This window comes from Prosthecobacter sp., assembly GCF_044222565.1.
GTDB lineage: Bacteria > Verrucomicrobiota > Verrucomicrobiia > Verrucomicrobiales > Verrucomicrobiaceae > Prosthecobacter.
The window spans coordinates 134,632-146,791 of sequence record NZ_JBGANA010000005.1; the positions used below are offsets into that span (position 1 = coordinate 134,632).

Here is a 12,160-nt window from a genome sequence, read left to right on the forward strand (position 1 = left end):
GAGGAATAGTGACGATTCTTTGGCAAGCTCCGCCGGTCCGGCTACGTACCAAAGTGCTCCACATGAATACCATTATCACCGACCCTGTCGCGGCATCGCGACGCGAGTTTCTCAAGACCACCACGAAGACAGTCGCCACTCTGTCCGCGCTCTCCGGCATCAACATTCCGTTTGTGCATGCCGCCGGCAGCGATGAAATCCGCACGGCCCTGATTGGCTGCGGTGGTCGTGGCACTGGAGCCGCGAGCAATGCGATGGGAGTGCAGTCCCGCATGACGCGTCTGGTGGCGATGGCGGACGTCTCCAAGGAACGCCTCGATCAGAGCTTTGAAGGACTGACCAAGAAGCATCCTGACCGCATGTCCGTGTCTGAAGATGCCAAGTTCATCGGCTTTGACGCCTACAAGAACGCCATCGACACCCTGCGCAAAGGAGACGTGGCCATCTTCACCACCCCGGTGGCCTTCCGCTGGGTGCACTTCAAGTATGCGATCGACAAGGGCGTGAACATCTTCATGGAAAAGCCCATCTGCACCGACGGCCCCACGGCGCGTCGTCTGCTGGCGCTGAACGAAGAGGCCAAGAAGAAGAATTTGAAGGTGGGCGTCGGCCTGATGTGCCGCCACTGCCGCGTGCGTGGAGAGCTTTTCAACCGCATTCAGGACGGTGAAATCGGCGACCTGATGCTCATGCGCGCCTACCGCATGCAGGGCGTCATCGGCAGCGTGTTCACCCCGCGTCGTGATGTGACCCGCAATCCGAACGAGCTGCTCTGGCAGATCAAAAACTTCCACAGCTTCCTGTGGGCCTCCGGCGGCGGCTTCAGCGACTTCAACATCCACAACATCGACGAAGCCTGCTGGATGAAGAACGACTGGCCGGTGGAAGTGCAGGCCAGCGGCGGCCGCACGGATCGTGGCGACAATGTTGATCAGAACTTCGACCACTACTCCTGCGAGTACACCTTCAAGGACGGCGCCAAGCTCTACCTCGAAGGCCGCACCGCGCTGAACGTGCACACGCAGTTCGCCACTCAGGTGCACGGCACCAAGGGCAGCGCCATCGTCTCCACCGCAGGTCACTTCCCCTCCAAGGCCATGACTTTCAAGGGCCAGAACATGGTGCGCTCCAACATCATCTGGCGCGGCAAACAGCCTGAGCCGAATCCGTATGACCTTGAGTGGCAGGACCTCATCGAGGCCATCACCAACGACAAGCCCTACAACGAAGTGGAGCGCGGCATCAAGTCCAGCGTGACCACCGCCATGGGCCGTGCCGCTGCCCACACTGGCCAGGTCATTCGCTACAACGACTACATCAACAGCCCCTTCGAGTTCTCTCCGAATGTGGATCAGCTCACCCTCGACGGCCCGCCGCCACTGGTCGCCGATAAGGATGGCAACTATCCCTATCCGAAATCCGGTCAGTTCAAGGACCGCGAGTACGCCATGGAGCCGCAGGCCAATCCCTTCCCGCTCATCGAGTTCCCGCCGGAAGCCGCTCCCGAGCCGCTCTCCCCGCCAGAGCGTCCGAAACCCGCTGCGAAGAAGAAGGACGAGAAGAAGGCTGGCGCCTGATTCTGAAGCACAATCTGTCTGCACAACCGCCGCCCTTCACGGGGCGGCGGTTTTTTTGTGCCACGGAAGGATGGGGACCATCTTGTTCCCCGGTTTGGGAACGATGGACGATACGAAAGTGTGAGGGATCAGGATGATCCCTCTCCTTGGGCTCTACTCCGTCAGCGAATGCAGATACTCCTCGAGGTTGGTGTAGCCGTCGCTGTCGGCATCCGCCTTGCCATCCGCTGCATTTTGCGAGTCATGGCCATGGGCCTGCTCCCAGGCATCAGGCATGCCATCGTGATCGGTGTCTGGAGGAGCGGTGCCTCCAGCCAGCTTCGGATGACCACCGACCTCTGCGGGTGAGTTGATCATGGAACCTGTGCCATTTTTCACGTCGGCAACGATGCGTGCATCCACGGCATCGCGTTTGGGTTGTGTGGCACCGGCTTGGGCGAGCACGTTTGAATAAGCGGTATCGGCATCGGTAGCGGTGACCGGCCAGGTGGCGTAGCGCTGTGCGGCGCGATACTGCGTGGGCGCGATCTTCTGGTCAAATTTGTAGCTCACCAGGGACCAGTCATCGCCGCCGCTCTGCGCGCGATGCGGGCCTTTGTTTCCCTCGACGAAGATCTTTGGAGTGCCGCTGGCATTGACGATGATCTCGTACAAGCCGGTCTCGGTGGAGCGACCGGGTTTGAAGAAGTTGCCGACGAAGTTCACGAAGGAGTTGGAGTCATTGTCAAAAACTTCGGCGGCGAGATTCCCCGCATCATAGACGACGTTGTTGATGATGTCGTGCGTGCCGCCGGCGGAGATGAGCGGATTGCGGAAGCCGTTGTGCGCCATCAGCGTGTGATGCACGGTGACGTGGTCGCAGCCGTCACCAATCAGCAGGCCGGCACTGTGGTGGCCTTTGTGGTGGCGGCTTTGATCCAAGGCCTCGCTGACGATGCACCAGCTGAAGGTGATGTCATGCGCACCGAACCAGGTGCTCACGGCTTCATCTTCGCTCCAGCTTGCAGAGACGTGATCGATCACCACATGATGCGCACCATCGATCACCCGGCCGTGGGTGCCCAGGATCGAAAGCGCATCATTGTCATCAGGTTCCATCGAGCGGCCTTCACTGCCGGGGCGAAGGCGCAGGTGCTGGATGAGCACATCATGCGTGGCGAGGGTCAGTCCGGCGTTCTTCAGGCAGATACCATCTCCAGGTGCCGTCTGGCCGGCGAGGGTGAGAAACGGATGCATGACGATGAGCGGGCTCTCGAGCTCGATCGTGCCGCCCACACGAAAAACGATGGTGCGCGGCGCAGGATCATTCAGGGCCTCACGCAAAGAGCCTGCGCCGTGATCTGCCAGGGAGGTGACTTCGATGACCTTGCCACCACGCCCCGCCGGCGTGCGCGTGCCAAAACCTTCCGCGCCAGGAAACACCGCCAGCCCCTGCAGTGGCGGCAGCGCACTGGGCTGGCTGGGATTCTTAGCAGTCTTGGGCGCCGTCCATTTGCGCACAAGCGGAATGCCCGGGTAGATGATGAAACCTGCAAAGAGCAAACTGCCCCCAACCAGAGCCACTCGCGCGAGAACTACGGATGTTCGCTGCCGGAGCATGCGCCAGCCCTGCCATGCTGCCGCCAGAGGGCACAGCGTCATCACGCCAAACACCACGTAGGGCGTGAGGTGTTTGACCAGCCAGTTGAAGCCCGTGGAAAGACGCAGCACATGCAGCAGCACAAAGAGCCACAGCAGCAGAGGAAGCGAGAGCAGGAGGCGGATGGATCTGCCCTTCTGGTCTGTGGATGCAACGTTCATCAGGACGTGTGGAACCAACATTGTTTCTGCTGGTTGCGTGGATTGTGTGGCGGCCTAGGACGGGGCTAAGGCAGTTTCGCGGCCAAAGTGAGGGGTGATTTAGAAGCAGGCCTCAGACTGGGCTCCTACCGTTCACACGTGGAAAATCAGGAGGCTGACACCCCCATCACAGAATCTCTGAGTGACACGCCCGAAGCCGAATGTGTACGGCAGCTGGTCGGGCGGAGGCACTGGATGAAGCTGGGCATCTGGGGAGCCTTGGGCACCATTGGAGGGGGACTGGGCTACATGATGGCGCCTCCTGCAGTCCTGCCGCTCTACTTCAATGGTCTGTATGCCTTTGCGCACGAAAGCCACCCGCCGGTGATTCATCAGCTGGTGGCGGCTGCGAACGAACTGGTGGGGAAACCCTACAAATGGGGCGGCGGGCATCGGGTGTTGTTCGACAACGGATTTGATTGCTCGGGTTCCGTCTCGCATGTGCTGTATCGCGCGCAGCTGCTGGACCGTCCGCTCAGCTCCTCGGCCTTCGCCCGCTATGCATGGCCTGGGCCTGGATGTTACGTCACGCTGTTCGTCAATCCCGGCCACCACGTGTTCATGCAGATCTGCGGCCTGCGCTTTGACACTTCCGGCACGGTGACCGGGGAAGGTCCGCGCTGGCGCGTGGCCAGCCGTTCCTATGCGGGGTTCTATCCGCGGCATCCGGCCTGGCTTTGAGAACTGGGATTTTCTAAACTCCGGTTGAGGGCACTCTGAGTGTCCATTTAGACGCGAAACTCGGAATCGGCCTATAACGTATCCGCGTGGGCAGGCAAGTTGCTGACTCCCCCATACCGGAATCTCTGACAGAAACACCCGATGCCGAATGTGTGCGGCTGCTGGTCGGGAAGTAAATTTCAAGGAAATCCGGTATGGGGGTGCCTCCAGGCATCTCTGAGCGCACCACAGCCTGTGCCGCACTTTTGCGCAGCGCTTGGGCTTCTCGCACCCGGTTGAAATGCTGTATTGGCGACAGCCGCGGGCTGCGTGGCTTGCGTATCTTATATGCCCCTTTTGCCATGCCTTGGTGATCCTGACGGGTAAATCCAATCTCCAGGTGCCTTCATGAACTCCCCCTTTCGTTTGATCTTTTTGTTCCCGGCCCTTTACCTGGGAGCATGCCATAAAGACATCACTCCGCCGCAGGCGAAGATGGATGCCGAAACCCGGCAAAAGGCCGTCGAGGTCCGGGAAAAGGCCGACCGAGAAGCGGCGGCGATCAAGGAGGGCGCAGCCAACAAAGCAGCGGAACAAAAAGAGGAAGATGCCAGGGAGGCGCTCTCGCCGGGATCGACCGTTCCCACCTCCACGCCCCCTCTTCCTGCGCCTGCGACCACACCGGCGCCTCCGCCAGCACCGGTTCCGCCGAAATGAAGGTGAAGGCCCCCGTGAAGATAGGGGACAAGCCAATTGACAGCGCAGCCTCCCCGCACGCAAACTGGGCCGATGAAAGAAATCTCCAAGCGGGGCCTGTGTCTTCTTTTTCAGCCATGGCGGATCTGGGCGTGCAGCATGGGTCTGCTGCTGGCCATGACCTCTTGCGCCGGCCCCATTGGCAATAACGGGCTCTCCGGCACTCCCGCACCCAATCTGCAGGGTGTTTACCAAGGTTCCTACACGTATGGGGGCGCCTACCAGAAGCTGACCGGCCAGTCAGTGAACTTTGAGATATCACTGCGGCAGTCCCGCAGTTCCGGGCAGGTGACCGGCGTCATCAAAGAAGCCTACAACGGCACCGGCACCCTCCAGAACGGCTTTGTTTGGTCGGACATCCGTGGGACCTGCGAGAGCGACAGCGGCTACACCCATCTGAAGTTTCGCAAAACTTTCCGCCACTCGAAAGAGCCCGCTGTGATTTACCACGGCTCCCTCCCACCGGGTTCGGATTTGCTTACCGGGACGTGGTACCTGGAATCAAAGACGAGCGACAGCGGCGTGTTTCAGATCAGCGGCGTTCATGCGCAGTGAAGTCCAGCACTGTTGGAAAGGCCGCCTCCAAAAACAGAGCACCTTCGTTTTTCGAGCCAGGCCATCGAGCGCTTAGTGTTTAAACCAGCCCTTGTGCAGGCCATGGTCGTGGTGATCAAAATGATTCCAGTGACCAGGAGGCATGGGCTTGGAATACACTGGGCGCATCGGCTGAGTCACCCACTGATAAATGGGGTGGCCCATGCGGTTGTAGCCCACGACCTGATACACAGCGTAAACGGGCATGCCATTGACGTAGTTCACGATGCGGCGCTGAGTGGGGAAAGGGTAATGGGCCGCGCTGGCCGGAGCTGCAAAGCTCAACACGCTGACCGCTGCAAGAAGGGAAAGAAGTGCTTTCATAAAGTTTGGGGAGGTTTTTGCTCCACCGATTTTGACGACCCTTCCTGATCACCCATTCGATTTTTGCGGGCCGAAATTTGTGCCATGGAGTCTCTCCGCAAAACTCGGCCCACTTCGATCCATCCCTCACACAGGGGCGTTCAAAAGAGCCAGGGCCGCGGAACGCTCCGGGTGATCTGCCAGTTCCGCGCGCAAAGCCTGCACACGCTCGAGCAGTTCCGCACCCAGCCTCTGCCGCAGGTGCTCCAAATGGCTTGCGTCTGAGGCCTCCTGCCGCACGGCCTTCTGCCATGGGGCCGCGAAGATGAGGTGGATGGAACTTTTCAAATGCCCGGCGCAGAGAGCCTCCCATTCGCCGCCGTCCAGCCAGATGCCGCCGGTGTGGGAGCGCTCCACGCGAAACGGCTGACCATGCCCGACCCGGTAGCGCGTCATGACGGTGCCGGACTCGGGGCAGAGCTTCACCACATCGTCATACTCACTCACCGGCGCGGCATTCTCCGCATGGCTGGCCCCGGCTGCTTCTGCGGCGGGCAGGCCGCTGCGCCAGCTCCAGTAATTCTGCGCCGGGATCCAATGGCCGCCGGTTTTAGGGCAGCGGAAGGCGGTGAGGCCGGGTTCCAGTTCGACACTTTCCAAGGTTTTGTGCGGGGCGATCGGGCTTTGCATAAGATGTGATAGCGAACGCAAACCTGTGCCAGTGTGCCCGAAGATGCCATGACATTTCACGTGATGTTATGGAAGCAGGCGGTGCTTCGCCGCCATCGACAAAGGGAGGGAACTGCGCATGGTCAGCACTCATGGCCGCCCGAGAAAAATCCATCGCGTTTGCCCGCATTCGTGCGGAGGTGGTGCGGCTGGTGGGGCTGATCCCGGAGGGCAGGTTCACCACGTATGGCAGCATCGCCATTCACATGAATGTGATCCCGCGCCATGTGGCGACGGTGCTGGGCCATCTGACACCGGAGGAATCTGCCGTACTGCCATGGCACCGGGTGGTGGCGGCGAATGCGCGCATCAGCCCCAACATGCCTGAAGCTTCGGCCCGGAAGCAGCGCCGCCGCCTGAAAGCCGAAGGACTGAAGATCGACAAAGAGGGCTATATTCAGGATGCGGATGCGCATTTCCACAATGTGGGTGTGCGGCGCAACATTCGGTGGAGCGAAGAAGGGTGAAACGACATTTCACGCTGGTTTTTCATCCGCGGCTGGTTGCAGAAAATTCACCGGCTGCCATGTGCCTGAGGCATCGCGTTTGAACTTGGCATCCCATTCCGTGTTCACACACATGCCGTAGTAGGTGAGCGCCAAGGTTTGCTCCGCCAGGTTTTCCGGCCCGACGAACACCCAGCTGATCGCAAGCTCGTAGTTCTCAGAACCCAGCCCTGTGCGGACACACTCCTGCTCGCAGGAGAGCTGCACCAGATTGTCGAGCGTGCGCACCTGGCGCAGAACTTCGACGAGAAACGCCTTTGCTTCGGGATCAGGAGCTCCGCTGGCGCCCGGCAGCGTAATGCCGATTTCGCAGAGATCATTCTCCAGCTCCAACTCCCACATGCCGCCTACGGGACGGGGCTGTTGCTGCGCGACCTGCTTCAGCAGATCATCCGGGTCATAGCGATCGCGGGGCATGCGGACGAACTGGTTTGCCATGCCAGTGCCGCGCCGAAAATCCGACGTTCTTCGCAGACCGATGGCACGCATCAGGAGGCTGAGCAGCGAGTTTGAGGTCATGAGGCGCGAGGAGGCCGCAGCAGTATGCGGAAAGTTGCTCACTCTTCACCCAGAGATTTGAGGGCGGTGGCGATCTTCTTGAGCCGGAAGGCGACTATCTCAGACTGCCAGGTGGGATGGCTTTTCTGGATCTCCAGAATGGCTGACTGTGCCGATTTCAAATTTGCAATGGCAGCCTCACGCTGGCCTGCCAGCGCGGCTTTCATTCCGGCATTGCATACCACAAACGCCTGAAAATAGGCCTCAGCCACGTCATCCCGGTCCTCCGCAGCTTGAGAAAAAGAGGCAAGTCCAAGCAGTGCGACGACGAGAAGGACATGAAGAGGGTAGGGGCGTTTCATGGTGGCAAGCGGTTGCCGGAATGCAGCTGCGACTGCCAGTCTCATTTTCAGAGAGCAGCGGAGCGCACCCAGTCGAAGTATGGCTGACGGATGACGTTATGCGCGATGCTCCGCCGTTTTGTCGAGAACGAAATGAGCCGGCGGAAAGGGGTAGCGGTGGTTTTTCCTCCCTTCGCGACCACATTCCATATCCTGCTGTGGATGAGCGATGGTAAAAGGAGCCTGACGACGCAGCGGGCGCTTGCAGACTCTTATCATTTCGGAACTGACTGCTGCAGCCTCACGTGGCGGCGCTGTTCACTGGCCGTAAACATCGACCCACTGAAGTCCGCTTTTGGAGCCGGGCGGTGTGAAGTAGCGACGGCCCAGGTAGCGGCCCTTCACCTCATGCATGGGACCACCCGAAGGATGACTGGCGCGAGTGAGGACTGGCCTGCCATTGAAGGTGCCGTTTTCGCCAGGAACCGGGGCGCAGGAGGGTGCGAGCAGCATGGCAAGACCAAGGACAATGGAGACGGTGGGGTTGAGTCGCTTCATGGGTTCGTATTAACGATTCGACGTTGAAAATTGATGCACCGAAATATCGTGCCGCGATATTTTTGGTGTTTGAAACGCTTTCTGCTTCTTAGTTCCGGAAGCACGACCATCGTTTCCTTGCTTGTGTTCGCCCGGGCCTTCCGCTTTCATTTTGAAAACCCCGCATGCCATGCTCCGGACTTCCTTTCGTTTATCCTGCTTGATTGTGATGGCGAAGGCGCTGCTGTTTCCATCCCCCAGCATCATGGCCGCGGATGCCAACACGCTGACGCCGCAGGAACAGGCCGCGGGCTGGCGGCTGCTGTTTGATGGACGCAGCACCGCAAACTGGCATACGTATGGCAAAACCCATGTGGCGAATGGCTCCTGGCGCATCGAGGACGGCTGCCTTGTTCTTCCCAAAGGCAATGGCCGCCCGAACGGCCATGGCGGCGATCTGGTGACAGACGCCAAGTACACGAACTTCGAGTTCTCCTTTGAATGGCGCGTGGGTGCGGGCGGGAACAGCGGCGTAGAGTATCTCTTCACCGAAGGCGAGAAACGCCCTGCGAATTTTTACCCAGGGGACACTGGCGAAAGCCCGGTCGGCTTTGAATACCAGGTGCTGGATGATGCGCCGCACGCCGGCAATGCCGCGGACCGACTCGCAGCCTCCATCTACTCGCTGATCACGCCTGTCGGGAAGACGCTGCGGCCAGTGGGCGAGTTCAATCAGGGCCGCATAGTGGTGGATGGCAACCATGTGGAGCACTGGCTCAACGGCCGCAAGGTGGCGGAGTGCGAACTGGGCAGCGCGGAGCTGCAGCGCATCATCGCCAGCAGCAAGTACAAGCCCTACCCCGGTGTGGGTGTGAAGCGTGCCACGGCCATCGCCCTGCAGGACCACGGGGCGGAGGTGGCGTATCGCAATCTCAAGATCCGCGAGCTGCGGACTGGTGCCGGCAGTGGTCCTGCGGCAGCAGCGGCAAACCAGCCACCTCCATCCACCATGGCCGCACGCAAGATTGCCATGCAGACGGCAGACTGGCGTGTGTGGTGCTGGTCCAAAGCAGACAACCGCTGGATCGAGCACCCGCTGGAGAAGATGAGCGTGCAGATCGCCAATGGTGTGCTGACCGCACGGAACACGACGAACGATGGCTGGCCCCGCGCCATTCTCGTCTATCGCGGAACCGAGCTGGCAGGCGACTTCATCGTCTCTGCGGAGTATCGCGGGCAGCTGGAATCCTTTGACCTCCAGGCCGCAGACGGCGCCAACCAGCGTGTCTCCTGCATGAACCCGCCGCAGGACAGCCGCTGGCGCTCCATCCTGCTGGGCCGCAAGGAGGGCCGGTACGCCGCACGCATCGAAGAGGCCTCCGCCCCAGCCGTGGACGGCAAAGCATCTTCTGGTATGAAATGTTATTTTTGCTTCAAGCTGCGCCCCGGGGAGGCGGTGGAGGTGAGGGGACTGGTGGTGCAGGCCGGAAAGTGAGGCACCTTTGTGGATGCCGCACCGCACCGCAGGCATGGCGATCAAAATTTCCCCTTCAGCAGATCCCGCACTGCGGCATATCCCTTGGGGCTGAAGTGGGTGCCGTCTTCGACGAAGAAGTCGGTACGTGGTTTGCCCTCGGGATCAAGGAAGGCGGGGAAGAGGTCGATGAATTCGGTGTTCTTTTCGCTCTTCGCGAGTTCGGCCAGGAGGGTGTTCATCTTCTGGATCACCGCCAGCACTTCCGGTGAACTCGAACGGCGCACGGGAGGAAGGCCGATGCAGAAGATGCGGGTGTCTGGCAGGGTGGCGTGGACCTTGGTGATGAAGTCGCGGGCGGCATCGCGGATCTGCTCGGGCGACTTGCCGGCAGCGAGGTCGTTGCCGCCGGCGTTGAGAAGGATGACCTTCGGCGCATAGGGGATCACAATGCGGTCGGCGTAATGCAGCACGTCCGTGAGCTGCGCGCCGCCGAACCCGCGATTGATAACCTTGCGATCCTGGAAGTAGGTGCCCACATCGGTCCAGCGTCGTGCATTGGACCCGCCCACAAGCAGGACCGCTCCCTTGGGTGCCGGCGTGCTGGCATCGGCCGCCTCAAATTTTTTGATCGTCTCCTCCCATCGTGCGGGGCCGCCGCCTGCTTTGCCTTTGCCGGATTTGCCGTTTTTCGCGGGAGCCTCGGCGGCGGGAAGGGTGCTGAGCGCCAGTCCGGCCAGAAGAACGGCGACCATCGCAAGTAGCCGCAGCAGTGAAAGGGGGGTGCATGTCATGATTAGAAAATTTCGAAGTGGATCTTACCATTCTCCAAACATGGAAGAGAGCAGCAGCACGGCTGTAACTGCCCAAAGCCAGAACCAGATCAGGCCCACGAAGAAAAGCAGTGCCAGATTGATGCCGAGACCTACCAGACCATAAACCAACCGCTCACGGCCCGTTGTTTCGGTGAACCATTCAAGCATGGGAAGGAAGAAAGGGTGAATGTTGCGGCCAGATCCCGTACAGGAACAGGGGCGTGATTTACGCCAGAGACGACTGCTTTTTATTGGAAACGCTCCCGTATGTCCACTCGGATCACTGGCTTTCTTCCCAAGGCAGGCTCAAGGCATGGAAGTAGGGGCGGAAGGCGTCTTTCGAAATGCTGCCCACCATTTGAACAAAGTCGTCCTTTTCCCCACGGACGTGATCAGCATCGAGCGCGGTGTAATACGCCAGGCGCATCTCGACCGGAAGTACTGCGGGAGGGTAACCCGCCTTCATGAGCTCTAGATTCATGAGCAGGCGTGAGGTGCGTCCGTTGCCGTCGGCAAAGGGGTGGATCTTCACGAAGTCGCTATGCACCCGGGCAGCGCGCTCGATGGGGTGCATCGCCATGGCTTCGTTTTGATACCAAGTGATAAAACTCTCCATCAACTGCGGCACGATCAGCTGATCAGGCGGAAGGTGCCCGGCCCCCGCGATACGTACGTTGACACTGCGATAACGCCCGGCGTTGTCGTCATCGATGCCTCTGAGAATGAGCTGATGAAGGGACTTGATGGTCCACTCGGTGAGAGGCTCGTTTTTTTGCACCAGCTCTTCCAGCAGCAGGATGGCATTGCGATGGTTCACCGCCTCCAAGTGCTCGCGCAGAGTTTTTCCGCCGATGGTGATGCCCTCCAGCGCCACCTTGGTTTCCTGAAGCGTGAGAGTGTTACCCTCAATGGCATTGGAATGGTAAGTCCAGCGCACGATGAGATCCTCCCGCAGATTCCGCACGATGACCGGGTCCAGAGGCCGATGCTGATCCAGCGTTGCCTTGAGGCGGTCAATGGCAGGGAAGGTATGCATGATGGAGTGACGGTCAGAATACACTAGATTCCCGCCTTGGAATGCCAGAGTTTTGGGATGTACATCCCGACTTTAGCCAGGCCTCTGCCAGCACATAAAATGGGCTTTCTTAGTGCTGCCCATCGCCTCGATGACGACACCATTGTCAAAGCCGGGGAGTTATTGCAGCCGGTCCAGAAGCGCCCCATCCCCAGTGGCACCTTGCGGAATGCAGCAGCCTTTCTCCGTACCGTGCAGCAACCAGAAAACATCAGGCAGCAGTGGCCCGTCGCTATTGGTGAGCACTTCCACCTTCTGCAAATCATCCCAACGCACGCTTTCGATCATCCCATCCGGACGGTGGCAGGAAACTTCCGTTTCGCTCAGGTGAATCACGAAACGGCTCTCCAGAGTATCTGAAGTTGCCGACCTAGAACGCCGACGTCGTACCAGACCAAGGAGCCCAAAGGCAAGGATCAGCCAGAAGAGATAGCCAGAAGGATCGAGAGGATTCAT

At 59.8% G+C, this 12,160-nt stretch carries 16 protein-coding genes; 6 read left to right on the forward strand and 10 right to left on the reverse strand.

The window, feature by feature from the left end; translation table 11 throughout:
- The first annotated feature begins 62 nt into the window (after positions 1-62).
- The gene (locus tag ACILSR_RS09155) at positions 63-1,577 is read left to right on the forward strand and encodes a Gfo/Idh/MocA family protein (protein ID WP_395749454.1); all 1,515 of its coding nucleotides are present in this window, start codon (positions 63-65) and stop codon (positions 1,575-1,577) included.
- Between the two features lie 153 nt (positions 1,578-1,730).
- On the opposite strand, the gene ACILSR_RS09160 is transcribed toward ACILSR_RS09155, so the two are convergent.
- Positions 1,731-3,377, reverse strand: a complete 1,647-nt coding sequence (locus tag ACILSR_RS09160) for a polysaccharide lyase family 1 protein (RefSeq protein ID WP_395749455.1) — start codon at positions 3,375-3,377, stop codon at positions 1,731-1,733.
- A gap of 138 nt (positions 3,378-3,515) precedes the next feature.
- Here ACILSR_RS09160 and ACILSR_RS09165 point away from each other — a divergent pair, with 138 nt between their 5' ends.
- The 3 genes from ACILSR_RS09165 to ACILSR_RS09175 all read left to right on the forward strand — a co-directional run bounded on the left by ACILSR_RS09165 (position 3,516) and on the right by ACILSR_RS09175 (position 5,387).
- The gene (locus tag ACILSR_RS09165) at positions 3,516-4,097 is read left to right on the forward strand and encodes a hypothetical protein (RefSeq protein WP_395749456.1); all 582 of its coding nucleotides are present in this window, start codon (positions 3,516-3,518) and stop codon (positions 4,095-4,097) included.
- Positions 4,098-4,484: 387 nt separating this feature from the next.
- Entirely contained in the window at positions 4,485-4,793 is a 309-nt protein-coding gene (locus ACILSR_RS09170; RefSeq protein WP_395749457.1) for a hypothetical protein, read from the forward strand.
- A gap of 156 nt (positions 4,794-4,949) precedes the next feature.
- Positions 4,950-5,387 carry a hypothetical protein gene (locus ACILSR_RS09175; RefSeq protein ID WP_395749458.1) on the forward strand — a complete coding sequence of 146 codons (438 nt, stop codon included), beginning with the start codon at positions 4,950-4,952 and terminating at the stop codon, positions 5,385-5,387.
- A 72-nt stretch (positions 5,388-5,459) separates the two neighbouring features.
- On the opposite strand, the gene ACILSR_RS09180 is transcribed toward ACILSR_RS09175, so the two are convergent.
- Together ACILSR_RS09180 and ACILSR_RS09185 are read right to left on the reverse strand one after the other, a co-directional pair.
- Positions 5,460-5,750 (reverse strand): hypothetical protein, encoded by a 291-nt coding sequence (locus ACILSR_RS09180; RefSeq protein ID WP_395749459.1) that lies wholly within the window; start codon positions 5,748-5,750, stop codon positions 5,460-5,462.
- A gap of 126 nt (positions 5,751-5,876) precedes the next feature.
- Positions 5,877-6,419 (reverse strand): hypothetical protein, encoded by a 543-nt coding sequence (locus tag ACILSR_RS09185; RefSeq protein WP_395749460.1) that lies wholly within the window; start codon positions 6,417-6,419, stop codon positions 5,877-5,879.
- A 131-nt stretch (positions 6,420-6,550) separates the two neighbouring features.
- On the opposite strand from ACILSR_RS09185, the gene ACILSR_RS09190 reads away from it, so the two are divergent.
- Complete coding sequence (locus tag ACILSR_RS09190; protein WP_395749461.1) at positions 6,551-6,925, forward strand: MGMT family protein; 375 nt, start codon at positions 6,551-6,553, stop codon at positions 6,923-6,925.
- Between the two features lie 9 nt (positions 6,926-6,934).
- On the opposite strand, the gene ACILSR_RS09195 is transcribed toward ACILSR_RS09190, so the two are convergent.
- From ACILSR_RS09195 to ACILSR_RS09205, 3 genes are all read right to left on the reverse strand, one after another.
- On the reverse strand, positions 6,935-7,483 hold the full coding sequence (locus ACILSR_RS09195; protein ID WP_395749462.1) for a hypothetical protein: 549 nt from the start codon (positions 7,481-7,483) through the stop codon (positions 6,935-6,937).
- Positions 7,484-7,521: 38 nt separating this feature from the next.
- Complete coding sequence (locus tag ACILSR_RS09200) at positions 7,522-7,824, reverse strand: hypothetical protein (protein WP_395749463.1); 303 nt, start codon at positions 7,822-7,824, stop codon at positions 7,522-7,524.
- 297 nt (positions 7,825-8,121) lie between these two features.
- The gene (locus ACILSR_RS09205; RefSeq protein WP_395749464.1) at positions 8,122-8,361 is read right to left on the reverse strand and encodes a hypothetical protein; all 240 of its coding nucleotides are present in this window, start codon (positions 8,359-8,361) and stop codon (positions 8,122-8,124) included.
- A gap of 169 nt (positions 8,362-8,530) precedes the next feature.
- On the opposite strand from ACILSR_RS09205, the gene ACILSR_RS09210 reads away from it, so the two are divergent.
- Positions 8,531-9,835 (forward strand): DUF1080 domain-containing protein, encoded by a 1,305-nt coding sequence (locus tag ACILSR_RS09210; RefSeq protein ID WP_395749465.1) that lies wholly within the window; start codon positions 8,531-8,533, stop codon positions 9,833-9,835.
- 41 nt (positions 9,836-9,876) lie between these two features.
- Here ACILSR_RS09210 and ACILSR_RS09215 read toward each other — a convergent pair whose 3' ends face one another.
- The 4 genes from ACILSR_RS09215 to ACILSR_RS09230 all read right to left on the reverse strand — a co-directional run bounded on the left by ACILSR_RS09215 (position 9,877) and on the right by ACILSR_RS09230 (position 12,160).
- A complete protein-coding gene (locus tag ACILSR_RS09215; protein ID WP_395749466.1) occupies positions 9,877-10,608 on the reverse strand; it encodes a GDSL-type esterase/lipase family protein in 732 nt (243 codons plus the stop codon).
- 24 nt (positions 10,609-10,632) lie between these two features.
- A complete protein-coding gene (locus ACILSR_RS09220; protein WP_395749467.1) occupies positions 10,633-10,797 on the reverse strand; it encodes a hypothetical protein in 165 nt (54 codons plus the stop codon).
- Positions 10,798-10,909: 112 nt separating this feature from the next.
- A complete protein-coding gene (locus tag ACILSR_RS09225) occupies positions 10,910-11,665 on the reverse strand; it encodes a Fic family protein (RefSeq protein ID WP_395749468.1) in 756 nt (251 codons plus the stop codon).
- A 159-nt stretch (positions 11,666-11,824) separates the two neighbouring features.
- Complete coding sequence (locus tag ACILSR_RS09230; RefSeq protein ID WP_395749469.1) at positions 11,825-12,160, reverse strand: hypothetical protein; 336 nt, start codon at positions 12,158-12,160, stop codon at positions 11,825-11,827.

Coding starts and splice junctions, on each gene's coding strand:
- ACILSR_RS09180 (WP_395749459.1), bottom strand. CDS start 5,750: ATGAAAGCACTTCTTTCCCTTCTTGCAGCGGTCAGCGTGTTGAGCTTT.
- ACILSR_RS09195 (WP_395749462.1), bottom strand. CDS start 7,483: ATGACCTCAAACTCGCTGCTCAGCCTCCTGATGCGTGCCATCGGTCTG.
- ACILSR_RS09210 (WP_395749465.1), top strand. CDS start 8,531: ATGCTCCGGACTTCCTTTCGTTTATCCTGCTTGATTGTGATGGCGAAG.
- ACILSR_RS09205 (WP_395749464.1), bottom strand. CDS start 8,361: ATGAAGCGACTCAACCCCACCGTCTCCATTGTCCTTGGTCTTGCCATG.
- ACILSR_RS09155 (WP_395749454.1), top strand. CDS start 63: ATGAATACCATTATCACCGACCCTGTCGCGGCATCGCGACGCGAGTTT.
- ACILSR_RS09215 (WP_395749466.1), bottom strand. CDS start 10,608: ATGACATGCACCCCCCTTTCACTGCTGCGGCTACTTGCGATGGTCGCC.
- ACILSR_RS09200 (WP_395749463.1), bottom strand. CDS start 7,824: ATGAAACGCCCCTACCCTCTTCATGTCCTTCTCGTCGTCGCACTGCTT.
- ACILSR_RS09170 (WP_395749457.1), top strand. CDS start 4,485: ATGAACTCCCCCTTTCGTTTGATCTTTTTGTTCCCGGCCCTTTACCTG.
- ACILSR_RS09175 (WP_395749458.1), top strand. CDS start 4,950: ATGACCTCTTGCGCCGGCCCCATTGGCAATAACGGGCTCTCCGGCACT.
- ACILSR_RS09160 (WP_395749455.1), bottom strand. CDS start 3,377: ATGAACGTTGCATCCACAGACCAGAAGGGCAGATCCATCCGCCTCCTG.
- ACILSR_RS09230 (WP_395749469.1), bottom strand. CDS start 12,160: ATGAATCCTCTCGATCCTTCTGGCTATCTCTTCTGGCTGATCCTTGCC.
- ACILSR_RS09220 (WP_395749467.1), bottom strand. CDS start 10,797: ATGCTTGAATGGTTCACCGAAACAACGGGCCGTGAGCGGTTGGTTTAT.
- ACILSR_RS09185 (WP_395749460.1), bottom strand. CDS start 6,419: ATGCAAAGCCCGATCGCCCCGCACAAAACCTTGGAAAGTGTCGAACTG.
- ACILSR_RS09225 (WP_395749468.1), bottom strand. CDS start 11,665: ATGCATACCTTCCCTGCCATTGACCGCCTCAAGGCAACGCTGGATCAG.
- ACILSR_RS09190 (WP_395749461.1), top strand. CDS start 6,551: ATGGCCGCCCGAGAAAAATCCATCGCGTTTGCCCGCATTCGTGCGGAG.